We start from the raw sequence: 25,025 nt of genomic DNA, 5'->3' as shown, positions 1-25,025 counted from the left end.
GGGGTCAGGCGCCGCCGCCGAACAGCGGCGGCGGGCCGCCGTCCGCGGGCGGGCGCGGGCCGGACCGGTAGCCGGGCGGCGGCCCCTGCTCGGTCGTCAGCGGCGGACGCGGCGGGGGCGGGGAGGGCGGCGCGGCCCACTGCCTGTCGGACGGCGCGGCCCACCGCGGCGCGGCGGGCCGGGCCACCTCGGGGGCGGCGCCGGGCGCGGCGATCGCGGGGCGCGGCGCGTCCGGCAGCGGGGCGGTGCTGACGCGCTCCAGCGTGATGATCGCCGGGTCGCATTCGACGGCCGTGAGGGTGCGTCCGCCGCCGGGCGCGGACTCGACGAGGAGCAGCGCGTGGTCCGGGAGGTGCTGGAGGGTGACGGGCTCGACCGCGTACTCGTAGACGCGCTGCGTGGTGTCGGCGTCGCTCCAGTTGGTGCCTTCCGCGTAGGCGTAGGCGGCCGACCAGTTCCGCGACGTGGACGTCGCCGTCCCCTCGGTGTAGCTCGTGTTGGTGGAACCGCCCTGGTTGCTTCCGCGCTGGTAGGACGTCGACCGGTCGGGGAACAGCCCGAACATCTCGCCGCCCGAGTAGCCGCTGCCGGACGACCGGCTCGTCCCCCAGTTGCTGGACGTCCCGGTCGTCTGCCCCGTGCTCGTCGTCTCGGAGTCGGACTCGCCCTCCGTGCCGGTGGTCGTGTGCGACTCGTTCCCGCCGACGTTCTTCGTGATCTGCGACAGGACGAACCGGTGGTCGCGTCCGATGAAGTCGGCGGCGCGGGTGGCGTCCTCGTGGTTGCCGAGCCGCATGAACGCGACGGCGCCGCCGCCGATCATCTCGGCGGACGTCTCGCGCAGCCGCCGGAACAGCAGGGTCAGCGGGACGCCGCGCCGCTCGCACGCGTCCGAGAGGCGCTCCAGGTGGCGGCGGGCGAGCTCGTCGGCCCCGGCGACGAGCACGGCGGGCGTCGCGTCCCGGGACGCGGTGACCCGGTGCGTCACCCACTGCACGATCAGGTCGGTGAGCAGCTCGGACCGGACGTTGCGCGCCTGGCTGTCCAGGGCGACGCAGGTCAGGTAGCCGGTGCCCGCCCGCGACGGCTCGGTGCCGAGGTTCTCCAGCGGATGGACGTAGGACTCGATCCGCGACAGGTTCGCGTGCGCCTGCCGCCGGTACTCGACGCTGAAGAGGTCGGCGGCGATGCGGCGGCGCTCGTCGCGGGTCAGCGCGTCGCCGTCGTCGGGCTCGCCCATCAGCGCCCGCAGCGCCGCCGCGATCCGGCCGAGGGTGACGCGGTCGCCGAGCGCGTCGCACACCTTGCTCAGGATGCGGCCGTCCATGCTGCGTTCGGCGCGGGAGTCGTCGGGGTTGCCGCCGTGCATCGACTCGACGATCGCGTCCACGAGGTCCTGCGGGGACAGGTCGGACAGCAGGCTGGACGACGCCTGGCGGCTCGGCAGGAGCTGCGCGTCCACCTCCATCCGGGTCGCGCGGGCCAGGTCGACCAGTTCGCGGCTGACGACCTCGCGCGACAGGTCCAGCACGAGCAGCGGCTGGACGGCGAGGGCCGACGTCCCGTACGTGGTGAGGAGCGCCTCCCAGGCCCAGAGCGTCCCGCCGAAGACGTCCAGGCGGCGGGACGGATGCGGCGCCACGCCCCATTCGGGGAGGCCGTCCAGCCGGGCGCGTTCGGCGGTCTCGTGCGCGTGCCTGCGTGCCTGCCAGCGGTTCGCCTCCTCCTGGTAGCCGTCGGCGTTCTGCCGCTGAGCCAGCTCGTGGGCCCGCCGCGCGCCCTCCCGCCGCCGGACGGCGAGCGCCGTCAGCGCCGCGCCGGGCGCGGCGACGAGGACGCCGAGCAGCAGCGCCCCGAGCGCGACCGCGTCCGGGACCGCGGACGCGGCGGCCCCGAACGCCGCGACCAGCGCGAGGACGGCGGCGGCGAGGCTCGCGGGGAGCGTCCGGCGCAGCCGCCGCCGGGCGAGCCGCTCGGTGTCGGCGGCGCGGCGGGCGAGGTACTCCGGCAGCGCCCGCCTGTGCGGCGGGGCGTCGGGGAAGGGGCGCAGGAACCAGAAGCGGTCGCGGAACACCCAGCCGAGGCGCGGCTCGGGGCTGAACAGGCGCTCGCGGCGGGCCCGCGGCGCGGCGGGATCGACCGGGTCACCCCTCACGACGTGAGCTCCGTTCTGTTCGGGTGCCGTCTCGATCGTCACGCTCGCGGGGACATGCGCGGCGGCGCGCACTGCGCGGCGATGCGCGAACCACCCAAGCAGATTGACATCGGACTTGTCAGGCCGTCCATGCGGTTTCGACCTTCCCCTCGGACGCCTTGCTCAATAACCTGACCGACCATGACCTTGGACCGGGACGGCAACACGGAGAAGACCGACCGTCCGGCGGAGCCCGCCGAGCGTCCGCCCGCGCCGCCGCCGGATCGTCCCGGCGCCGAGGGCGGCCCGTCCCGGACGGAAAGCCGCGCGGAGAGCCGGGCGGAGAGCCGGGCGGAGAGCCGGGCGGAAAGGCGCGCGGAAAGGCGGGCGGCGGGCCGCGACCGTCCGGACGAGGCGTCGTCCGGCGAGAGGGAGGAATGGTTCGTGGTCTCGGCCGCGTCCCGTGCTCCCGGGCCGGGCGGCGGCGGCGCGTCCGACCGGGCGCTCTTCCCCGTCACGGCGGACCAGTCCGGGTACACGTTCTCCGCGCGCGAATTCGGTTTCGCCGACGTCACCCCCGAGCGGGCGTGGGACATGCGGGCCCGCCGCGCGCCGCTCGGAATGCGTCCCGAGCAGTGGACACGGTGCGTCGACGAGCTGCGGGACGCGCTCGCGGCGGAGGGCATCGCCGGCGCCGACGTCCGGCTGCAGGGCCCGGGCGCGGACTTCTGCACGCAGGACCCGAAGAAATGGTTTCCGCAGACCGAGGGCGAACTGCGGTCGAGGGTCATCCAGCAGCACCGGGGCGCGTCGGACGACGAGCGGATCCGCCGGGCCGACAACGCCGTCGCGAAATACCGCTCCGCCGGTTTCTCGCAGGACGGCCCGAAACCCGCCAAGCCGTTCTTCGACAGCCTCTACAAGCTCGACCTCGCCCGCGATCCCGACGCGTACGAGTTCCAGTTCGCGGGCGACGACCTCGCCGCGCGCCTCCGGGACGTGCAGCACGACGCCCCGGCGCTGCACGCCTGGGCGTGCCGCTGGGAGGAGGCCACCGGCCGCGACTTCACCCTGTCCGCCACCGACCGCCGCAACCCCGGAACGGGCCTCGGCGAGGACGACTGGATGGTGATCGACGAGGGACGGGACGCCTGACGTGTGGGACGCGGTGCGCGGCCTGCCGGTCTGCCGCCTCCTCGAAGTCCCGCGGCCGGACGCGGCGGACGGCCGCGACGAAGGGCACGACCAGCGCGTGGCCGCGCTCGTCTCCGCCTACCACGCGGGCGCGGAGCCGGTCCTCGTCGGCTGGCGGCGCGCCCTGCCGTCCGGCCCGACCGAGGTGTTCGTCGGCGGCGACGGCCTGCTCGCCGACCACGACGGGCGGTCCGCGACCCTCGCCCTCCCGGCGGGCGGACGCGGCGTGCTGCTCCCGGACGGCCTCGCCCGGGACGCGATGCCCCACTGGGTCGGCGTCGGCGCCATCGCGGACGGCCTGCTCGCCGACGACGACGCGCCCGCCGAGCCCGCGCGCCCGTCCCTGGAGGACGGCCTCCTCGCGGTGTGGACGCGGCCGTTCGCGTGGCTGCTCGTCGCCGAGCCCGTCGACCCGGCCGAGGCCGGGCGGCTCGCCGACGACCAGGCCGACGCGGAGCGGCGCGCCCGGTCGATGGCGGAGCTGTCGCCCGAGGAGTCGGTCGCGGCCGACCGGCTGGGACGGCGGCACCGCGAGCTGCGCCGGGCCGCGACGTCCGGGCTGTGGCGGGTGCATCTGATGGCGGGCGCGGAGACGCCGCGCGCCGCCGCCCGGGTCGCGGCGCTCGTGTGCGCGTCGGCGGACCTGGGCCGCCTGCCGTACGCGCTGGTCCCGGGCGCGCCCGGCCCGTTCGAGGCGGGCACGCCCCTGGTGGCGGCGCTCGCCCGCACGCCCGCGCGGGAGGTCCCCGGGGTCCGGTTCGCGATGCGGCCGGAGTTCGACGTGACGCCCGAGTCGCCGGACGGCGGGGTGCCGCTCGGCCGCGTCCTCGACCGGAACCGGCGCGACGTCGGGCCGCTGTCGCTGCCGCTGTCCAGTCTGAACCGGCACACGTTCGTGTGCGGCGCGACGGGCGCGGGCAAGTCGCAGACCGTCCGGTCGCTGCTGGCGGAGGCGTCGCGGGCGGGGCTGCCGTGGCTGGTCGTCGAGCCGGCGAAGGCGGAGTACCGGCTGATGGCGGCGCGGCTCCCGGACGCCGAGGTCGTCACGATCCGCCCCGGCGACACCGAGGCGATCGCCGCCGGGATCAACCCGCTCGAACCGGCCGCCGGACCGGACGGCCGCCCGTTCCCGCTGCAGACGCACGCCGACCTCGTCCGCGCGCTGTTCCTCGCCGCGTTCGACGCCGACGAGCCGTTCCCGCAGGTCCTGTCGGCGGCGCTGACCCGCTGCTACGAGCACCTCGGCTGGGACCTCGCGCTCGGCGAGCCCGTCCGGCCGGGGGCCGAGCCGCGCTACCCGACGCTCGCCGACCTCCAGGACGCCGCCGAGCGGGTCGTCGACCAGATCGGCTACGGCCAGGAGATCACCGACAACGTGCGCGGGTTCATCCGCGTCCGGCTGTCCAGCCTGCGGCTCGGCACCACCGGCCGGTTCTTCGAGGGCGGGCACCCGATCGACTTCGACGCGCTGCTCGCCCGCAACGTCGTCCTGGAGATCGAGGACGTCGGCGACGACCGCGACAAGGCGTTCCTGATGGGGACGGTGCTGGTCCGGCTCGTCGAGCACCTGCGGATGCGGCAGCGCGCGGGCGCCGCGCCCGGGCTGCGCCATCTGAGCGTGTTCGAGGAGGCGCACCGGCTGCTGCGGCGCAGCGAGCAGGCCGGGCCCGCCTCGCACGCCGTGGAGACGTTCGCGAGCCTGCTCGCGGAGATCCGCGCGTACGGGGAGGGGCTGATCGTCGCGGAGCAGATCCCCTCGAAGCTCGTCCCGGACGTGATCAAGAACACCGCGGTGAAGATCGTCCACCGGCTGCCCGCGCGGGACGACCGGGACGCGGTCGGCGCCACCATGAACATCACCGATGCGCAGTCGCAGTTCCTCGTCACGCTCACGCCGGGCGAGGGCGCGGTGTTCGCCGACGGCATGGACTTCCCGCACCTCGTCCGCATGCCGGACGGGTCGCACCTGGAGACGTCGGCGCCGGTCGCCTCGCCCCGCTCGCTCGTGAGCCCGCGGAGTTCCACATGCGGGACCGACTGCCGCGACTCCCCCTGCACGCTGCGCGACATGCGCGCCGCCCAGCGGACGGTGGCGGCGCGGCCGGACCTCGTCCTGTGGGCGGAGCTGGCCGCCGCCTCGCACCTCACGGGCTGGGGCGTCCCGCGTTTCGCGCTGGACGGCCTTTCCGCGCGCCTTCACGATTGCGCCGTCTCGCACGCGGTGGACGCCGCGGTGAAGGCGCGCGGCGGGCCCGTCGCCTTGGCCGTCCATCTCGCCGCCGCCCTTCGGGGACGCCATTGCGAGGGCGACGAGACCGAATTCTTCGCCGCGCCGTATCGGTGGTGCCTCGTCCTGGAAGAACTCCAGCGGGCGCATCGGACGACACCGGACGCGGGACGGCATCCGCTGAGCGACGAATGGGCGTCCCGCTACGGCAAGGCCATTCCCGGCGGAACTCTCGCCGAGCAACTCAAGCACGTCACCGCATGGTGGGAACGCGACCAGCGCGACACCGAGACCCGCATCACCGCCCTTTGGGGAGGCGGCCCGTCGGCGATCGAAACGGCCGTGGGCGCCGTCCGCACCGACCCGGATTGGCCCGACCGATTCCGCGAGGCGACGTCCCCGCTCGGATTCAGCGACGGCCTCCTCGCCTCCTACGTCACGGCCCCCGAAGACGGCGCTCATGCATCATAGAAAGCATGGGGACTCTGGAGCAGGTGGCGCCGAATCTGGTCGACGTCCTCCGCCGCGACATCTGGTGGATGGGCTGGAACACCCTTCTTGCCTGGATACCGGTCGCCCTCGCCTGGGTCCTCTTCCGCGGACGGCGCCTTTCGCGCTCGCCGTTCTGGTGGGCCGGGCTCGTGCTGTTCGTGCTCTTCCTGCCGAACGCGCCGTACGTGGTCACCGACCTCGTCCACCTGCGGGGCGACATCATCCTGTCCGACCAGGGCGGCCCCGTCGTGACCGCCGTCCTGCCCGTCTACGCGCTGCTCATAGGCTCGGGATTCCTGGCCTACTACCTGGCACTCGGCGCCGCCCTGCGCCACCTCTCCCGCATCGGCCTGGGCGCGTGGCAGGGACGCGCGACCATCGCGGCCCACGCCGTCTGCGCCATCGGCATCTTCCTCGGCCGCTGGGCCCGCCTCAACAGCTGGGAACCGGTCGTCGCCCCGCACGCGGCGCTTGAGCGGATCGTCGTCCAGCTCACCTGGACATGGGCGCCCGTGCTCATCGTCGGCACCTTCCTCGTCACCTGGACGTGCCATTTCATGACGAAGGCGATCACGGAGGCGTCGTTCGACGCCACGGTGCGAAACGCGCGCCGCCTTTTCGGCGCGCTCACGTCCTGATCAGGACGGCGGCGGCCCCTGCGGCTGCTGCCCCCATTGCCGCCCGGGCGGCGCCTGCTGCTGTTGCTGCTGCTGCGGGGCCTGATATTGCGGCTGCCCCGCCTGCCCGTACGGAAGGGCCTGCCCGGGAAGAGGCGGCGGCGTTTTCGGACCGGCGGTCAACTGGAATCCGATCCCGGCCAGCACAAGGGCCGCGCCGACGATCGCGTAATTGAGCATCGCGGCGAGCTGGAGCTGGACCTCCCCCTTGTCCGCGTCCGACTCGTCGATCTTCGCCCCCGCCGCCGTACTGCCGACCAGCGCGAATCCCACGATCAACAGCCCCGCGAAACAAAGCAGCACGAAAACCGGATTGATCTTCTTCCCAGACATGCAAGGCACGATACGCCCCGGGCGCCCGCCGGCGGAGGGACTCTCCGTCCCGTGCCCTTCGTCAGGTCAGTTTCTCCAGGCGGTCGGCGGCCTCGGTGGGAGCGCTGGACGCGGCGATGGCGTCGCGGACGCGGGAGGCGGCGGTGCGGTGCGGCCCGTCGGCCGCAAGGACGGCCGTCAGGGCGGCGCGGAGTTCGGCCGCGTCGGCGCGGGTGTAGCGGACCGTGACGCCCGCGCCCGCCGTCGCCACCTGGCGGGCGATCACCGGCTGGTCGTCCCGGATCGGGGCCGTCACCAGCGGGAGGCCGTGCGCCAGGGCCTCGCAGACCGTGTCGTGCGCGCCGTCGCAGACGACGGCGGAGAGGCGTTCCAGCAGTCTGAGGCGCGGGACGTGCTCCTGCACCAGGACGTTCGGCGGCGGGCCGGGCACCGTTCCCGGCGGCGCGAGGACGACCGCCTGGATGTCCAGGTCGCGGACGGCGTCGGCGGCGGCCCGGTGGAAGCGCTCCCCGCCCGGCCCGGCGCCGAGGGCGACGAGGACGGCGGGACGGCCGTCCAGCCACTCCCAGGGGAACGCGCTCGGCGCCGGTCGCCCGAGGACGGGCCCGACGAACGCGACGTGGTCGGGGAAGAACGACACGTCCCCGATCAGCGCGCCGGTCGAGAAGACCAGCACGAGGTGGTCGGAGAACCGCAGGTCGAGCAGGTCGTCGATGCCGTGGTCGAGCTGGAGGTCGGCGATGCGCTCGCGGACCCACTCCTCGACCTTCGGCACGTGCGCGAGCGGGCGGGTGAACTCGGCGGACGTCGCCGCCGACGTCGCCCACGGGATCTCGCGCAGCCGCGCCGCGACCGGGGCGGCGAGCGCGATCTGGTCCGCGACGACGACGTCCGGCCGGAAGCGGTCGACGGCCTTCTCGACGCCCGGCATCATCGCGTGCCCGAGCGGGACGATGAACTCCTCCCACCGGAAGCGGAGGGCCGCGTACCCGCGCAGTTCCAGCAGCCGGTCGCGGAGGGCGGGCAGGCGGGCCTCGAAGTCCCGCTCCAGGGCGGTGAAGAGGCGGGCGCCGGGGCGCAGCAGCCGTTCGAGGGTCGGGCGGTGCCCCGCCCAGGCGACCTTGTGGCCGCGCCTCGCCAGTTCGGCGGCGACCGCGGCGAGCGGTTCGACGTGCGCGGCGACGGGCGGGACGGCGAACAGGAAGCGCCGCTCCGGCGCCTTCGCGCGCCGGATCCCGGGGTCGTCGAGCAGGGACGGGACGCGGACGCGCCGGCTCACCGGGCGGTCCCGGCGTCCGCCGGAGCCCCGGCGGACCGGCCCGCGATGTGGTCGGCCACGTCCCCGACGGTGAGGTTCATGATCTGGTCGAGGTCCAGCCCGGCGATGAAGCCGGGCAGGTCGGCGCGGTCGCCGTAGCGGGCGCGGAGCCGGTCGACCAGCGCGACGAGCTCGATGCTCTCCAGCGCGAGGTCGTCGCCGAGCGCGGTGCCGTGGCCGATCTCCGCGCCGCGCGGGAGGCCCTCCCCCACCACGTCGGTCAGCGCCCGGACGACCTCGGCCAGGACGTCGTCTGCGGGTGGGTTCATGCGCGGGCCTCCTCCATGTCGGTGCCGCCGGACGCGACCGTCCAGGCGACGACGTGTCCTTCGAGTTCGCGGGTCTCCACCGTCGTGACCGTGCCGTCCGCGGCGATGAGGAGCCGCTCGGCGTCGGCGACGGTCACGACGAGCTCCGGCCGCGCCCGGCCGGCGTCGATGGCCTGGAGCACCGCCTGCTTGGCGGCGCGGAGCCGTCCGTCGGCGTCGCTCGGCGCGAGCCCGATGCCCGCCGGTTCGCGGCCGTGCCGGACGAGCGCGACGCCCAGTTCGGCGTCCGAGGCGATCGAGACCCCGAGGGGGTCGTCGAACGGCCCGGTGACGACCGGACCGGACGCGCCGGACCGGACGCGGAGCTCCGCCGGGAACAGCGGCCCGTGCCCGTTGCGCCAGAGGTGGTCGCGGACGGCGTCCTTGGCCGCGATCCGTCCGAGCAGCCAGGCGCCCTGCGCGAACGGGGGCAGGGCCTCGTACTCGGCGCGCTCGGCGGCGCGCAGGTACTGGCGCATGAGCAGGTCGCGGGACGCGGTGCCGTCCCACCGCCGCCGGGCGAGGCACCAGCCGCCGGGCTGCGGCTCCCCCGTCCCGGAGACCTCGGCGGTGAACCTCATCCGCCAGAGGGCCTCGTCGGTGTAGAAGCGGTGGGTGGTCCAGCCGTCGACGCGGGCCCAGACCGTCCCGTTCTCGCGGACCAGCTCGGCGGAGCAGCGCATGGTCGTGTCGGTCAGGGACTGGTTCCAGATCGTCGTGGCGAGGCGTTCGCCTTCGGGCGGCAGCGGCCCGTACAGGGAGACGTGCTCGACGCCCACCGGGAACACGGTCTGGTTGGTGTCGCCGTAGACCTGGATCCAGTGGCCGCAGAGCTGGCCCGCGCTGTCCAGGAGCGCGCCGGGGGCGGGCAGCGAGGTCAGGACGGCCCGGACGCCGTCCTCCGCCAGCGCGGTGATCTCCTTGATGCCGCGGAAGCGCGGCCCGTGGAACATCCAGCGTTCCTCGTACAGCCGTTCGGCGGTGACGATCGGGGGGCCTTCGATGGTCAGCGGCGTGCGGTCCGGCGCGGGCGGCGGCGGGTGCCGCTCGGCGAGCAGGACCGTCCCGTCCGCGTACCCCTGGACGACGACCTTCACCTTGCGCGGGCGGTCGCCCTGCCCCACCGGGTACGCGGTGATCTCGGCGGTGGTCGGCGGCGCCGCCACCACCCAGCGGACGGCCCGGACGTGCTCGAACCCGACGACCACGAGGCCCGGCAGCAGCTCCCGCGCCGTCTCCGCCATGACCTCCAGCAGCGTCGCCAGCGGGACGATCGGGAACCGGTCCGACAGGTCGGGCCAGCCGGGCGCCTGCGGGAACACGCAGTGGTCGGCGAGGTAGGGCATGGCGTCCACGGAGAAGACCCGGGTCACCGACAGCTCGGCGGGTCCCGGCGGCGGCGCGGCGGCCTCCGCCACGGCGGGCCCGGCGCCGAACGCCTCCACGACGGACTGCGCCCCGGTCGCCGCGTCGTTGAGCAGCGCCTCCAGCTCGGCGAGGACGGGATCGCCCGCGGGCAGCGGCGGCACCCCGGCCGCGAGGCGCAGCGGCGGGACGGCGCCGTCCAGCCTAACCAGCGGCGTGCCGAGGTCGAGCCGGACGCCCCCGGCGGGCGCGGGCGGCGGCGCGGACGCCCCGTACCCCTCGGCCCACAGCGCGGCGACGACGCGGCGGAGCTGGGCCGTCCCGTCGCGTTCCGGCACGTTCGCGGCCATCGCGAGGTGCTCGCGCCCGTCCAGCCGGTCGGCGACGAAGCCGGTGAGGCTGCCGGGCCCGACCTGCACGAACACCCGGACGCGGGCCGCGCCGTACAGCTCTTCCACGAGCTCGCTGAACCGGACGGGTTCGAGCACGTGCCGGACGGCCAGCTCGCGGACGGCGGCGGGCTCCCGCGGGAAGGGCGCGGCCGTCGTCGCCGACCACGGCGGCACGCGCGGCTCCCGCACCGTCAGGGCCTCCAGCGCGCGCCGCGCCCGCTTCCCGTGCGCGTCCGCCAGCGGCGTGTGGAACCCGGCCCGGAACGGCAGCTCCCGGCCGAGGACGCCCTCGGCGGCGAGCCGGCCGAGGACGTCGCGCACCTCGTCCTCCGGGCCGCAGACCACCGACTGGTGCGGGCAGTTGTCGTGGCTGACGAACACGCCGGGACGTCCGGCGACGGCGTCCGCCGCCCGGTCCGCGCCGCAGCCGAGCGCCGCGTAGACGACGCCGGGCGCCTCCTCGTCCAGGGAGCGGACGAGCGCCTCCACCTCGTCCGGCTCGCACATCCCGGCGACGGTCATCGCCGTCCATTCGCCGGCGCCGTGGCCCGCGACGACGTCGGGTTCGACGCCGAGTCCGGCGAGCGCGGCGGCGAGCAGGCGGCCGACGCCCAGCGCGTCGGCGGCGCGGCCGGGCAGGTCGGCGCGTCCGGTGAGACCGGGTCCGGGGAGGCCGAAGCGGGCGGCGACGTCGTCCACGCGCGGGTCGAAGGCGGGCTCGAACCCGGGGAAGAGGAAGGCCAGCCGCCCGCCCTCGGCGAGCAGCGGGCGGGGCGCGAACCAGACGTCGCTGCGGCCGCGCCACGGCGTCCCGCGCTGCACGACCGCCCGCGCGAGGTCGAGCCTGCGCGGGGTCGGCGCGACGATCGCGAGGCGGCAGGGGAGGTCGGGCGGGTCGTCCGGCACCCGGGCGAGCAGCTCGTCGTCGGGGGCGGCGAGCGCGGCGGCCAGCTCCTCCGCCGTCCGGGCGGCGAGCCTGAGCACGCCCTCCTCCGCCGACGACGATGGAGGGTCGGGCGCGCGGCGGCGCCGGGCCCGGCACGACGGCGGCTCCTCCAGGACGACGTGCGCGTTCGCGCCGCCGAACCCGAACGCGTCGACCACGGCGCGGCGCGGACCCGGTCCGCGCTCCCACTCGGCGGCCTCCCGGACCGGCCGCAGGCGGCCGTCCGCGAGCGCCGGGTGCGGGTCGTCCACGTGCAGGGTCGGCGGCAGGACGCCGTCGCGCAGCGCGTACGCGGCCTTGATCAGCCCGGCGATCCCGGCGGCGGGCATCGCGTGCCCGATCATCGACTTGACCGTGCCGAGCCCGATCGGCGGCCCGGCGGCGCCGAAGACGCGGCGCAGCGTCGCGAGCTCCGCCTCGTCGCCCGCCGGGGTCGCGGTGCCGTGCGCCTCGACGAGGCCGACCGCGCCGGGCTCGGCCGGGTCGAGGCCCGCGTCCCGCCAGGCCCGCTCGACGGCGAGGACCTGCCCGTCCACGAGCGGGCTCATGATGCTCGTCGCGCGCCCGTCGCTGGACGACCCGACCCCGACGATCACCGCGTGGATCCGGTCACCGGCGCGCTCGGCGTCCGACAGGCGCTTGAGCAGGACGATCCCGGTGCCCTCGGCGAGGAGCGTGCCGTCCGCCGACCGGTCGAACGGGCGGATGGTCCCGGACGGGCTCAGCGCGCGGAGCCGGCTGAACACGCTCCACACCGTGACGTGGTGCGCGTGGTGGACGGCGCCCGCCAGCATCGCGTCGGCCTGCCCGCCGCGCAGCGCCCGCACGGCGTGCTCGACGGCGAGCAGCGACGACGCGCACGCCGCGTCCAGCGTGTAGGCGGGGCCGCGCAGGTCGAACCGGTTCGCGATGCGGGACGCGGCGAAGCTCGGGACGAGCCCGGCCGGCGCGTCCGGCCCGTCCGGGCCGAGCCGGTCGCGGAACGCGCGCCGGATCTCCTCCAGCCGCCCGCTCCCGAGCTCGGGCACGAGCTCCGCGAGCACCCCGGCGACCTGGTGCGACACGCTGACCCGCTGGTCGCACCGCGCCACGCCCGGGGTGATGTAGCCGCCGCGCCCGACGACCACGCCGATCCCGGACCGGTCGGGCAGCCGCTCGTCGCCGCCCGCGTCCGCGATCGCGGCGGCCGCGGCGCGCAGCGCGAGGAGCTGGTCGGGCTCCATCCCGGGGACGGCGGCGGGCGTGATCCCGAGCCGGGCCGGGTCGACGGTGGCGTGCTCGTCGACGAACCCGCCGCGCTTGCAGTAGAAGCGGTCGCTCTCCGGCGCGCGGTCGTAGGCGTCCGGGTCGTAGTAGAGCGCGGGGTCCCAGCGCCCGGCCGGGACGTCGGTGATCGCGTCGACCCCGGCGAGGACGTTGCGCCACAGCTCGGCCGCCGACCCCGCGCCGGGGAACACCGCCCCGGCGCCGACGATCGCGATCGGCTCGCGCGCCGCGTCCGCCGCGCGGCTCACCGGACGGCCCCCGTGAACACGACCTGCGTCTCGTGGCCGTGCGCGATCTCGCGCAGGAGCGCGGCGGCGCCCGCGTCCGGGTCGACCAGGCCGACGCCGAGCCGCGCGTACTCGCGCGCGAGCTCCGGCGTCACCATGCCGACGCCCGCCCACGGGCCCCAGTCGGCGACGAGGACGCGGCCGCGCAGCCGCGTCCGCCAGACGTGCGCGAGCGTGTCGCAGGCGTCGTTCGCCGCCGCGTGGTCGGCCTGCCCCCGGTTGCCGGCGACGCCCGCGACGCTGCCGAGCACGACGAAGAACCCGAGGTCCGGGCGGACGGCCTGGGCGAGCGCGCACGCGCCGTCCACCTTCGTCCGGAACACGCGGTCGAACGACTCGGGGCTCTTGTCGCGGACGAGGCGGTCCTCGGCGACGCCCGCGCCGTGCACGACGCCGTCGAGGCGGCCGTGCCGGAGGTAGGCGTTGTCGACGACGCCGCGGACGGCGTTCGGGTCGCGCACGTCGGCCGCGTGGTAGCGGACGGACGCCGCGTGCCGCCGCAGCGCGTCCAGGTTCCGCCGCTTCTCCCGCTCGACGAGGACCGTGCGGATCGTCGCCTCGATCTCGGCGGGCTGCCGGTTCCCCTCGGCGACGAGGGTGCGGCGCAGCGCGGGCTCGTCCGGGGCGTCGGGGAACGCGGGCTCCCCGCGGGGCTCCGGCGTCCGGCCGATGATCTCCAGGTGGCAGCCGCTCGCGCGGGCCAGTTCGAGGGCGAGGCGGGCGGTGACGCCGCGGGCGCCGCCGGTGAGGAGGACGACGCCGTCCGGCTCCACCGGCGGGGCGGGGTCGCCGTCCAGGTCGGCCGGGACGACGCTCAGCCCGTTCCGCCGCTCGCCCTCGTGCCCGACGACGACCGGGCCGTCCGGGTCGAGCAGCTCGGCGAGGATCCGCTGCGCGATCGCGCGGGGCGTCTCCTTGGTGTCGACGTCCAGCGCGCGGACGTGCACCTCGGGGTGCTCTTGGGCGATCGTGCGGGCCAGGCCGCCGAGCCCGGCGCCGGGGGCCGGGTCGCCGATGCCGCCTCCGGCGTAGCGGCGGCCGAACGTCCCGCCCGCGCCGCTCACGAGGACGAGCCAGCGCGGCCCGCCCGCCAGCGCGCGGCGGATCCCGCCGTAGGCGCGCGGCAGGATCCCCGGCTCGCCCGGCCGCAGCGCCGCCAGGTGGACGAGCCCGTCGCGGTGGTCGCCGTCCGCCTCCGCGTCGTGCGCGGTCCGCACCCGCGCGCCGTGCCGTTCGAGGAGGACGGCCAGCTCCAGCGCCACGCCGCGGCCGTCGTCCACGATCTGGAAGCCGCGTCCGGTGAACTCGGTGCCCGACTCGGGCGGGCGGGGCAGCGCGTCCAGTTCCACGACGCGCGGCACCTGCCGGACGACGCCGGGCCGCGTCGTCGGCTCGGGCCCGCTCGCCTGCGCCGGGACGACGGGCGCCGGGGGCGCGGCGGCCTCGGCACCGTCGTCGACCATGGTCTCGGTGCGAGCGGTCCGCGCGCCGACCGCCTCGGGGACGGCGGCGTGGTCGTCGCGCGGCGCCTCCACGGGCGCGGGCAGCGTCTCGCCGGGCAGCACCGGGCGCGGCGCGGGCACGTCGGCGGGCCCGGGGCCCGGCGCGTCGGGCGGGATCGCGCCGAGGTGGCGCAGGATGACCTCGCGCTGCGCGGCGATCATCTCGCGTCCCGCGCGCAGGTATTCGAGGACGGCGGCCGCCGAGCCGCCCGCGCCGCCGTCGTCCCGGACGCGTTCGGCGGGCCGGAGCGCCCCCGGCGGGTAGCCGCCGTCGGCCGTCCGGACAAGGTGGCCGTTCACGATCCAGCCGGGCGCCCGGGCGGGGCCGGAGAGCGCGCGGGCGTCCCGCCCGGCGAACAGGGGCAGCGGGTCGACCGGCACCCCGGCCGCGGCGAGTTCGGCGAGCGCGTGCAGGAACCGGACGAGGGCGTTCTCGCCGGGCGCGTCGCAGCTCACGGCGGTGTGCGGACGCTCCCCGAGGATCTCGCCGACCAGCCCGGTCAGGACGCTGCCCGGCCCCGCCTCGACGAAGACGCGGGCGCCCGCCGCGTACATCGCCTCGATCTGCTCCACGAACCGGACGGGCGTGGCGAGCTGCCCGGCGAGCGTCACGGCCAGCTCGGCGGGGTCGGCGTCGTAGGGCGCGGCGGTCGTGTTCGCCCAGACCGGGAACGCGGGCGAGCGCAGGTCGCGGCGGGCCAGCTCGGCGCGCAGGCCCGCCGCCGCGGCGCCGACGAGCGGGCTGTGGAACGCGCACGGCGCCGGCAGCCGCTCGGCGGCGACGCCCGCCCCGGACAGGACGGCGAGCGCCCGCTCCAGCCCGCCGGACGTCCCGGCGACCACGACCCGGCGGGGCGCGTCGTGGTGGGCGACGACGACCTCCGACAGCCCGGCCAGCAGCTCGCGGACGGCGTGCAGCGGCGCGGCGACGGCGGCCATCGCGCCGGGATCGGCCCCGGCGGCGGCGAGCACCGCCTCGGCGCGGGCGGAGCTCAGCTCGATCAGGTCCGCGTCGTCGAACACCCCGGCGGCGCAGAGCGCGACCAGCTCGCCGCAGCCGTGCCCGGCCGCGACGTCGGGGTGGACGCCGAGCGCGGTGAGCAGCCGGTGCACCGCCAGCCCGGCGATGCCGAGCGCGGGCTGCGCGGCCCGGGTGTCGGTGATCGCGGCGTGCTGCCGCCGGACGTCGTCCGGGGTGAAGGCGGCGGGCGGGAACATGGCGGGCGCGTGCCGTCCGCCGTCGAGGCGCAGCAGCCGCTGGAGGCGGGGGAACGCGACGAACAGCCCGGCGAGCATGTTCGGCCGCTCCCCGCCCTCGCCGGGGAAGAGGAACGCGACCTGCCCCGGCTCGCCGGACGGGACGTACACGCCCGGCCCCGTCCGGAAGTCGGCGGCGGCGGTGAGCGCGCGGCGGAGGTCGTCCACGCCGGTCGCGACGACGGCGGCCTGGACGGGGCCGTCCAGCGCGGCGGCCGTGCGGGCGAGGTCGCGGAGCCGGGGCGGGGCGCCGCCGTCGAGCAGGGCCAGCAGGCGGTCGATCTCCTCCCGCGCGGCGGCCCGGTCGGCGGCGCGGATCAGGAACAGCTCGGCGGGCCACTCCGCGAGCCCGGACACCGGCTCCGGCGCGCCGCCGTACCCGGACAGGACGGCGTGGAAGTTCGTCCCGCCGATCCCGGACCCGCTCACCCCAGCGTGCCGCCCGCCGGGCGGGGCCGCCCACGGGCGCGCGGCGGCGCCGAACGCGAACGGGCCGTCCGGCGTCCACGCGGCGTTGGGCTCGGACAGGTGCAGCGTCCCCGGCAGGACGCCGGTGTGCAGCGCGTACGCGGTCTTGATCAGCCCGGCGAGCCCGGCGGCGCACCCGGCGTGCCCGATCTGCGACTTCACCGAGCCGAGCGTGACGGCGCCCGGCGCGGCGGCGGCGAAGACCGCGCTCAGCGCGGCCAGCTCGGCGCGGTCGCCCGCCTCGGCGCCGGTCCCGTCCGCCTCGACGAGCCCGACCGACGCGGGCGGCACCCCGGCGCGCTCGTAGGCGCGGTCCAGCGCGAGCCGCCGCCCCTCCGCGCGGGGCGCCATGAGACCCCCGCCGTCACCGGCCCCGGCCACCGCCCTGACCACCGCGTAGATCCGGTCGCCGTCGCGTTCGGCGTCGGCGAGGCGCTTCAGCACGACGCACGCGACGCCCTCGGCGAGCGCGACGCCGTCGGCGGACGCGTCGAACGCCGCGCACCGCCCGGACGGCGACAGCGCCCCCGCCGCCGCGAGCAGCAGGTGGTCCTGGACGCCGGTGCGCAGGTCGGCGCCGCCGCACAGCACCATGTCGCTGGCCCCCGTGGCGAGGTCCTTGCACGCGGCGTCGAGCGCGGCGAGGGACGCGGCGCCCGCCGCGTCCACGGTGTAGTTCGCGCCGCCGAGGTCGAGCAGGTTCGCGATCCGCCCGGCGATCACGCTGGTGAGTACGCCTGTGCAGGACTCCTCGGCCGGACGCGGGAGCAGGGCGTCCAGCGCGGGCGGGACCTCGCCGTAGTAGGACGCCAGCGCGGCCCGCGTCGCGTAGGCGGTGCCGAGGTCGCCGCCGCCGCCCGCACCGAACACGACCGACGCGCGGGAGCGGTCGAACGGGCGGTCGGCGTACCCGGCGTCGCGCAGCGCGCGGGACGCCGCCTCCACCGCCAGCAGCTGCACCGGCTCGACGGCGCCGAGCGCGTCCGGGGAGATCCCGTGGGCGAGCGCGTCGAACGGCACGTCCGGGAGGAACCCGCCCCGCTTCGACGGCGTCTTCCCCTCCTCGGGCGGCCCGTGGTGGATCTCCGGGTCCCAGCGGGCGACCTCGGTGACGGAGTCGACGCCGCCGACGACGTTCGCCCAGTAGGCGTCCGCGTCGGCCGCGCCGGGCAGGACGCAGCCGATCCCGACGATCGCGACGTCGGCCGGACGCGCCGGGGCCGCCGGGACGGAGCGCCCCACCCCGAGCTCGGCGGCGCGGGCGGCGAGGAACGCGGTCGCGCCGGACGTCACCTGCTCGTGCAGCGCCGCGACGCCGGTCGTCGCCGTCCGCAGCGCGGCGACCTCGCCCATCAGGAACATGCCGTCGGACCGCTGCGCCGCCGCGTCCACCGGCGCGGCGCGGCGCAGCCCCTTGCTCGCGACACGGAGCCGGACGAGGTTCAGCTTCTCCAGGCGGCGCCGCACCTCCCGGCGCGGCGTCCCGGCCTGCTCCAGCTCGCGGCGGGTCTCGTGGAACGTGTCGACGTAGGGGGTGCGGGCGCAGCGGACGGCGTGTCCGGGGGACGTCTCCAGCAGCGCCGTCGTGGCGCAGCCGAGCGCGGCGTCCTGGTAGCCCGGCAGGATCGCGCCCGCCGCCACCGCCTCGGACGTGAACAGGTACGCGGTGCCCATCAGCACGCGGACGTCCGCGCCCCGCTCCGCGAGCGGCCCGGCGAGCGCCGCGACCATCGCGGCGGACCGCTCGTCGTGGATCCCGCCCGCGAACATCACCGACAGCTCGGCGGGGTCGATCCCGGACTCGGTCAGCCGCTCGACCTGCGCGTCCCACAGCGGGAGGCTCGCCTGCGGCCCGACGTGGCCGCCGCACTCGCGGCCCTCGAACACGAACCGGCGGGCGCCCTCGGCGAGGTACAGGTCGAGCAGGTCGGGCGACGGGACGTACAGGTACGTCCTGATCCCGGCCGCCTCCAGCGGCGCCGCCTGGGCCGGGCCGCCCCCGCCGATCAGCGCGTACGGGGGCCTGCTCTCCCGGACGGCCGCGAGCTGCGCGTCCCGCGCCTCCGGCGGCGCGGACCCGAGGACGCCGACGCCCCAGGGCCGTCCGCCGAGCCGCGACGCGGTCTCGCGGAGCAGGTCGCGGACGCGGTCGCCGTCCATGAGGGCGAGCGCGAGGAAGGGGAGGCCGCCGTCCTGCGCGACCGCTCCCGCGAACGCCGAACCGTCGCTGACGTGCGCCATCGGCCCCTGCACGACGACCGGGTCGCCGCCCCGGCGGGCGAGCGGCTCGGCGCGGACGGCGGCGCGCAGGTGCGCGTCGATCGCCTCCCGGACGGCCCGCACCACTCCCCCTGCGGTCTTGTACCGGGCGGCGAGCGCGGCGGCGAGCGGCCCGTCCCGGCCCACCGCGAGCGGCCGCCCGGACACGGCGTCGGCGGGCGAGTCCATCTCCCGGACGTGCGCGAGCTGCGCGTCGAGGACGACCCCGGCCGCGCCGCCCGCCACCGCCGCCGCGGCCGAGTGCGTGCCGATCCCGCCCGCCGCGTACACGGGGACGTCCAGCGCCGGGTCCGCCAGCAGCCGCTGGAGCAGCACGAACGTGCTCAGCGCGCCGGTGCGCCCGCCCGCCTCCGAGCCGCGCGCGATGAGCGCGACGTCCCCGGTGTGGGCGCGCGCGGCGGCGAGGGCGGCGGCGGCCTCCTCCGGCCCGACGACCTCGACCAGCAGGCGGCGGCCGCGGGCGAACCCGGCGACGTCCACGGGTTCGTCCGGGTGCAGCAGCGGGGCGTCGACGATGACGGTGTCCACCGCGTCCGGCAGCTCGTCGGGTCGCACCCGGCACCCGGCCGGGACGCGGACCCCGAACGGGCCCGTCCACCAGCGCCGCACGTCCGCGAGCGCGGCGAGCGCGGACGCCCGGTCGGCGCCGAGGTCGAGCACCCCGGTCCCGCCCGCCCGCGCGACCGCCACGGCGAGCCCCGGGACGGGACGGCCGAACGGGGTGACCCCGATGATCCCGGGCCGGGCTCCAGGCAGGGGGCGGTCTCCCGGCCCCCGTCCGTACTCGTCCGCCGCCAATGCACTGCCCCCCGACGTCCGGCGGCCCTCCGCGGGCCCGTGACAACGGTGCGCCAGACTACGGTCGGCGACCGTCCCGCGACCGGGACGACACACCGCCCGGCCCGCCCATGGCGGCGCCGCAAAGGACTTTGAACCGTCTATTGACCCGCAATGGGGATTCCGGCCGTTCGCTAATCGCGAGGGCGCCCCGGGAACTGTCCGCTGTGGGACGCCGCTGACCAGGGTCTCGCCTCGGCGGAGAATTTCCCGCATAATGGCGATCACAGCCCGTAGCGGCGTTGCGACGGGCGTCGGGCCAGGTGGGGGCGTGATGGCGACGCTCATTCCGGCGATCGGACGGCTGCGGCCGCCGGTGCGGCGAGGGGAGGCGTCCGGCGGCCCGGACCCCGTGCGGGCCGCCCTCGCGCCACTGCTGGCCGCGCACCGGACCGCCTGCCCGGGCGCGGACGAGGCGGAGCTGCTGCGCGGCTACGCGGTCGCCGAGCGGCTGCACCGGGGGCAGCTCCGCAAGTCGGGCGCCCCGTACATCACCCACCCGCTGGCCGTCGCGCTGATCCTCGCCGAAATGGGCCTCGACACCACGACCCTCGTCGCCGCGCTGCTGCACGACACCGTCGAGGACACCCCGTACACGCTCGGGGAGCTGCGCGCCGAGTTCGGCGAGGAGATCGCGGTCCTGGTGGACGGCGTGACGAAGCTCGACGGCGAGCGGTGGGGCGACCGGGCCGAGGCCGAGACGTTCCGCAAGATCGTGCTGGCCGCCGCCGCCGACCTGCGGGTCCTTGTGATCAAGCTGGCGGACCGGCTGCACAACCTGCGCACGCTCGGCTTCCAGCCGCCGCACAAGCGGGAGCGGATCGCGAAGGCGTCGCACGAGCTGCTCGTCCCGTTCGCGGAGCGGCTCGGCATCCACGTCCTCAAACGGGAGATGGACGACCTCGCCTTCGCCGCCCGCGACCCCCGCGCGCACGCCGCCACCGCACGGGCCGTCCGGCGCGCCCTGCGCGGCGCCGACCGGGCGTTCGGGCCCGCGACGGCGCTGCTCGGCGCGTCCCTCGCCGAGCACGGAGTCGCGGCGGAGGTGCGGGTCAGGCCGTCGCACCTGTACGCGGTGCACCAGACGTCCGGCGGCGACCTCGCCGGGCTGCGGCCGTGCGAGGCGGCGCGGCTGCTGCTGCTCGTGGACGGCGCCGAACGCGACTGCTACATCGCCCTCGGCGCGGTGCACGCCGCGCTCCACCCGGTCGCCGGGCAGGTCCGCGACTTCATCGCGACGCCGAAGGACAACCTGTACCGGTCGCTGCACACCCGCGTGATCAGCCCGGACGGCGACCCGTTCGAGGTGATCATCCGGAGCCGGGCGATGCATCCGGTCGCCGAGTACGGGATCGTCGCGCACATCCGGGACGCGGGCGGCGCGGCGGGCGCCGCGGTCACCGAGCGCCGCGACCTCGTCTGGCTGAGCCGCCTGCTCGCCTGGCAGTCGGACGCGCCGTCCGCCGAGTTCCTCGACCGGCTGCGCGCCGACCTCGCCGCCGGGAACGTCGCCGCGTTCACCCCGGACGGCGACATCGTCCCGCTGCCCGCCGGGGCGACCGCGCTCGACTTCGCCTACGCGCTCGGCCCGCGGATCGGCGACCGCTGCATCGGCGCCGTCGTCAACGGGCGGCTCGCGCCGATGTCGGTGCAGGTCCGCAGCGGGAACGTCGTCGAGATCCTGACCGATCCGGGCGGGACGCCGTCCGAGGACTGGCTGGGCTTCGCGGTGACGGTGCCCGCCCGCGTCCACATCCAGCAGTGCCTCGCCCGGCGGCACGCCGAGGAGGCCGCGGACGCGGGCCGCCGCCGCCTCGTCCGCGCGCTGGCCCGGCGGGACATCGACCTGCTCTCCGCCGAGGCGCACGGCGACTCCCTCGCGGTGGCGCGCGACCTCGGCTACGCCGAGATCGACGAGATGTACGCGGCCCTGGACGGCGGCTCCCTCGCCCTCGACGACCTCCTGGACCGCTTCACCCGCACCTGAGCCTCGGCCGAGCCGTGCGGAACGGGGCTCGTTACGCTGGCGCCGAGGTGATCGCATTGGGGTTCGAGTACGGCGTCGACGGGCCGAAGGTGATCGTGGCCGGTGTGGACGGGTCCGAGACGTCGCTGCGCGCGGGCGCCTACGCGTGGGGCCTCGCGCGCCGCAGCGGGGCGCGGCTGATCGCCGTGCACGTGGCGTCGGTGTCGTCCCTGTCGGCCCTCACCCCCGGCGGCGCGGCCGCGATGCGGGAGACCGCCGACGACGTCGCCGCCGACCTGCGCCGCAACCTGGAGGAGGCCGCCGGGCGCGCCGGCGTCCGGTACGAGTTCGTCACCGAGCCCGGCGACCCCTACACGGTGCTCGCCCGCGTCGCCGACGAGTCCCGCGCGGACGCCGTCGTCGTCGGCGCGTCGGCGCAGGCCGGGCACCGGCTGATCGGGTCGGTCGCCGTCCGCCTCGTCCGGACGGGCCGCTGGCCGGTCACCGTCGTCCCCTGAGCGGGGACGCGCTCAGCGGCGGCGGGGCCAGCGACGGCGGCGGGGCCGGAGACCGGACTCCCACGCGAACGGCCGGGTGCCCGCCACCACGGCGGACAGCAGCACGACCACCGCCGTCCCGCCGACGAGGTTGAGCCCGGACGTCGCGAGCGCCGCGTCGAACGGCCCGTTCATCGTCAGCGGCAGGATCGCGAGCAGCAGCACGGCGAACCCGCCGATCCACGCGAACGCCCGGACCGGACGCGCCGCCGACGCGAGCAGCAGGTGCATCAGCGCGGTCGCCTGGATCGTTCCCGCCATCGCGCACAGCGCGTAGCTCGTCGCGGCGGGCGCGTCGGCGGTGTGCCCGCCCGCGAACACCGGGACCTCCGTCCCGAACGTCGTGCGCAGCCCGACCACCGCGGCGAACGCCAGCATGCCCCCGGTCAGCGCGGCGCAGACGCCCGTCCACCAGAGCGGGCGCAGCGGCGGCCCGGCGGCGGCGGAGATCCGCTCGTGCAGCGCGACGTAGTCCTGGTAGCGCCGGGCCGGGGCCGTCTCCGGAGGGCGCCGCCGCGCCGTGGCGGGACACCGGATCGACCGTTCCCAGGGCCGTGGCGCAGGACGGCCGGCGCGCCTGCCGTGCGGGCCGCCGGAGTACCGCCCGAACGACGAATCGGGCATCTTCCCTCCCCCGATGCGAACGTAGGGGTGCTACCCGGCACCACGGGGCGGAACTCCCTCAAGTAGACATTTTGCCGATGCTTGGCCGCGCCGCCCGGCCCGCTCGGACGCCCTTTCATCGGCGGCGACCTGGGCAAACGCGACGGCCCCCAGGGGAGCGGTCGCTCCCCGGGGGCCGTGGCCTCGTCCGGTCAGCCTCGTCCGGTCAGACCTGTCCGGCCCGCTCCAGCGCCGCGCAGCAGGTGCCGGTGATCAGCCGGGCCACCGTGTACGGGTCGACGTTGGCGTTCGGCCGCCGGTCCTCGATGTAGCCGCGCTTGTCCAGCTCGACCTGCCACGGGATCCGCACGGACGCGCCCCGGTCCGACACGCCGTAGCTGAATTCGCTCCACGCCGCCGTCTCGTGCATGCCGGTCAGCCGCCGCTCGATGTCCGCGCCGTACCCGGCCACGTGCTCCTGCGCCTTCTCCGCGAGCGCCTCGCACGCCGTGATGATCGCGTCGTAGCCCTCGCGCATGGCCTTGGTCGAGAAGTTCGTGTGCGCGCCCGCGCCGTTCCAGTCGCCCTCGACCGGCTTCGGGTCCAGGGTGGCGGAGACGTCGTGGTCCTCGGCGATGCGGTAGAGCAGCCAGCGGGCGATCCACATGTGGTCGCCGACCTCGACCGGGCCCGCCGGGCCGATCTGGAACTCCCACTGCCCCGGCATGACCTCGGCGTTGATCCCGGAGATCTTCAGCCCGGCGGCGAGGCAGGCGTCCAGGTGCTGCTCGACGATGTCGCGGCCGAACACCTCGTCGGAGCCCACGCCGCAGTAGTAGAAGCCCTGCGGGGCCGGGTAGCCGCGCTCGGGGAAGCCGAGCGGGCGGCCGTCCTTGAAGAACGTGTACTCCTGCTCGATCCCGTACCAGGAGTCCTGGTCGGCGTACCGCTCGGCGACGGGGCGGAGCTTGGCCCTGGTGTTGGTCTCGTGGGGCGTCCCGTCCACGAGGTACACCTCGCACAGGACGAGCTTGTTGTCCCCGCCCCGGATCGGGTCGGGGCAGGTGAACACCGGCTTGAGGACGCAGTCGGAGCGGTCGCCGGGCGCCTGGTTCGTGCTGGACCCGTCGAAGCCCCAGTCCGGCAGCTCGGCGCCGTCGGCGAGGACCCTCGTCTTCGACCGCAGCCGCGCGGTCGGCTCGGTGCCGTCGATCCAGATGTACTCGGCCTTGTAGCTCAACGTCGGTCCCTTCGGGCGGTTTCGGCTGATCTCACGGTGCCAACCCGGCATTTCGGACCTGTTGCCCGGTTGTGAACGGCATGTAAACCGGGCCCCCAGGCCCGTGACGCACGTCACGCGCCGCGACGCGTCCGACAATCCCCCCTTTCCGGAAAACCGGCAAACCTCACCGCCCGCCGAAAGCCCCGTGGAATGTTTTACTTCTCGCACATCGACGGAATAGCGTTCCGGGTTCAAGATGATCTAGGAATTCCGTTGCCGTGCGGGGCCATGGACCCCGCGCGTGCGCCAAAGAATCGGGGGAAAAGGAATGAGGCGGACTATTGCGGCCGCGCTAGGAACGACGGCGGCCCTGGCGGGAATCGCCGGGATCACGCCGGCGGCCCAGGCAGCGGCGCCCCGCGCCCGCGTGCACGTCGTCCCGCCCGGGCACTCGATCCAGCGGGCCGTCGACCGGGCCAGACCCGGGGACGTCATCAAGCTCAAGGCCGGAAACTACGACGGGGGCGTCATCGTCCGCAAACGCCTCACGATCCAGGGCGAGGGCAACCGGACGATCCTGCGCCCCGGCGGCACCGACCACTGCGCCAAGGCCAAGCACCCGGGAATGGGGATCTGCGTCGTCGGCCGGGCGGGCCGTCCCGTCAGCGGCGTGACGATCCGGAACCTCGTCGTCCGCGATTTCGAGGACACCGGTGTATTCGGCATCTACACCGACCGCCTGTCGGTGCTGAGCGTCCTCGCCCGGAACAACGGCGAATACGGCATCGCGGAGTTCAATTCCACCCGCGGGCGCTTCCGCTGGAACTGGGCCGTCGACAACAAGGACGACGCGGGCCTCTACGTCGGCGACACCGCCAACGCGCGCGGCACCGAGGTCTCCGACAACCATTCCAGCGGCAACACGCTCGGGGTGCTCGTCCGGCACGCGCGGCACGTCCTCGTGCACGACAACTCGATCGCCTACAACTGCGTCGGCGTGGCCCTCGTCGACGACGGCCAGCGCACCGGCCAGGGCAACACCCTGGTCTGGAAGAACCACGTGAACAAGAACAACCGCTCCTGCGCGGCGCACGGGCCCGTCCCCGCGCTCGGCGGAACCGGCATCCTCTTCTTCGGCGGCGACCACAACACCGTCGAGCGGAACAAGGTCACCGGCAACAGGGGCAGGCTCCCCTACTCCGGGGGCATCGTGTTGTTCCGCGGCGTCCCGCCGCAGAGCCGCCCGGCCCGGCACAACCTGATCAAGGAGAACCTCGTCCGCGGCAACGCGCCGTTCGACCTGGTCGACAAGAGCGGCAGCAGGACGAACCGCTTCGTCCGCAACCACTGCCGCACCTCGGACCCGCGCGGCCTCTGCTGACCGATCCGACCGG

At 76.2% G+C, this 25,025-nt stretch carries 14 protein-coding genes; 6 read left to right on the top strand and 8 right to left on the bottom strand.

Annotated features, from left to right (window positions below):
- Positions 1-4: 4 nt before the first annotated feature.
- Positions 5-2,155, bottom strand: coding sequence for a hypothetical protein (locus ACH01S_RS18940; protein ID WP_148344835.1), 2,151 nt, complete (start codon positions 2,153-2,155; stop codon positions 5-7).
- A 180-nt stretch (positions 2,156-2,335) separates the two neighbouring features.
- Between ACH01S_RS18940 and ACH01S_RS18935 the strand changes: the two genes are divergently transcribed.
- From ACH01S_RS18935 to ACH01S_RS18925, 3 genes are read left to right on the top strand one after another with little or no spacing between them, the layout of a single operon-like run.
- Positions 2,336-3,289 (top strand): hypothetical protein, encoded by a 954-nt coding sequence (locus tag ACH01S_RS18935; protein WP_067893008.1) that lies wholly within the window; start codon positions 2,336-2,338, stop codon positions 3,287-3,289.
- Between the two features lies 1 nt (position 3,290).
- A complete protein-coding gene (locus tag ACH01S_RS18930; RefSeq protein ID WP_067893007.1) occupies positions 3,291-6,026 on the top strand; it encodes an ATP-binding protein in 2,736 nt (911 codons plus the stop codon).
- Between the two features lie 5 nt (positions 6,027-6,031).
- Positions 6,032-6,685, top strand: a complete 654-nt coding sequence (locus ACH01S_RS18925; protein ID WP_067893005.1) for a DUF1361 domain-containing protein — start codon at positions 6,032-6,034, stop codon at positions 6,683-6,685.
- Here the strand turns inward: ACH01S_RS18925 and ACH01S_RS18920 are convergent, their stop codons facing one another.
- The 5 genes from ACH01S_RS18920 to ACH01S_RS18900 form a co-directional block, all read right to left on the bottom strand.
- Complete coding sequence (locus ACH01S_RS18920; protein ID WP_157406296.1) at positions 6,686-7,057, bottom strand: hypothetical protein; 372 nt, start codon at positions 7,055-7,057, stop codon at positions 6,686-6,688.
- 61 nt (positions 7,058-7,118) lie between these two features.
- Positions 7,119-8,336, bottom strand: coding sequence for a glycosyltransferase (locus ACH01S_RS18915; protein WP_218010314.1), 1,218 nt, complete (start codon positions 8,334-8,336; stop codon positions 7,119-7,121).
- A complete protein-coding gene (locus tag ACH01S_RS18910; RefSeq protein WP_067893002.1) occupies positions 8,333-8,644 on the bottom strand; it encodes an acyl carrier protein in 312 nt (103 codons plus the stop codon). Before ACH01S_RS18910 ends, ACH01S_RS18915 begins: the two co-directional genes overlap by 4 nt.
- Positions 8,641-12,900 carry a type I polyketide synthase gene (locus ACH01S_RS18905; protein ID WP_067893000.1) on the bottom strand — a complete coding sequence of 1,420 codons (4,260 nt, stop codon included), beginning with the start codon at positions 12,898-12,900 and terminating at the stop codon, positions 8,641-8,643. Before ACH01S_RS18905 ends, ACH01S_RS18910 begins: the two co-directional genes overlap by 4 nt.
- A complete protein-coding gene (locus ACH01S_RS18900) occupies positions 12,897-19,244 on the bottom strand; it encodes a type I polyketide synthase (RefSeq protein WP_218010313.1) in 6,348 nt (2,115 codons plus the stop codon). Before ACH01S_RS18900 ends, ACH01S_RS18905 begins: the two co-directional genes overlap by 4 nt.
- Before the next feature lie 313 nt (positions 19,245-19,557).
- Between ACH01S_RS18900 and ACH01S_RS18895 the strand changes: the two genes are divergently transcribed.
- The gene (locus ACH01S_RS18895) at positions 19,558-21,270 is read left to right on the top strand and encodes a RelA/SpoT family protein (RefSeq protein ID WP_083980861.1); all 1,713 of its coding nucleotides are present in this window, start codon (positions 19,558-19,560) and stop codon (positions 21,268-21,270) included.
- 47 nt (positions 21,271-21,317) lie between these two features.
- A complete protein-coding gene (locus ACH01S_RS18890) occupies positions 21,318-21,767 on the top strand; it encodes a universal stress protein (protein WP_067892999.1) in 450 nt (149 codons plus the stop codon).
- Positions 21,768-21,779: 12 nt separating this feature from the next.
- Here ACH01S_RS18890 and ACH01S_RS18885 read toward each other — a convergent pair whose 3' ends face one another.
- Positions 21,780-22,430, bottom strand: a complete 651-nt coding sequence (locus ACH01S_RS18885; protein ID WP_067892998.1) for a hypothetical protein — start codon at positions 22,428-22,430, stop codon at positions 21,780-21,782.
- A 205-nt stretch (positions 22,431-22,635) separates the two neighbouring features.
- Positions 22,636-23,649 carry a glutamine synthetase GlnII gene (gene glnII / locus ACH01S_RS18880; protein ID WP_067892996.1) on the bottom strand — a complete coding sequence of 338 codons (1,014 nt, stop codon included), beginning with the start codon at positions 23,647-23,649 and terminating at the stop codon, positions 22,636-22,638.
- A 310-nt stretch (positions 23,650-23,959) separates the two neighbouring features.
- Between glnII and ACH01S_RS18875 the strand changes: the two genes are divergently transcribed.
- On the top strand, positions 23,960-25,012 hold the full coding sequence (locus ACH01S_RS18875) for a right-handed parallel beta-helix repeat-containing protein (protein WP_067892995.1): 1,053 nt from the start codon (positions 23,960-23,962) through the stop codon (positions 25,010-25,012).
- Positions 25,013-25,025: the final 13 nt, after the last annotated feature.

The sequence above is a fragment of the Actinomadura chibensis NBRC 106107 genome, from assembly GCF_001552135.1.
Classification (GTDB): domain Bacteria; phylum Actinomycetota; class Actinomycetes; order Streptosporangiales; family Streptosporangiaceae; genus Spirillospora; species Spirillospora chibensis.
This window is presented reverse-complemented; position numbering and strand designations above follow the sequence as displayed.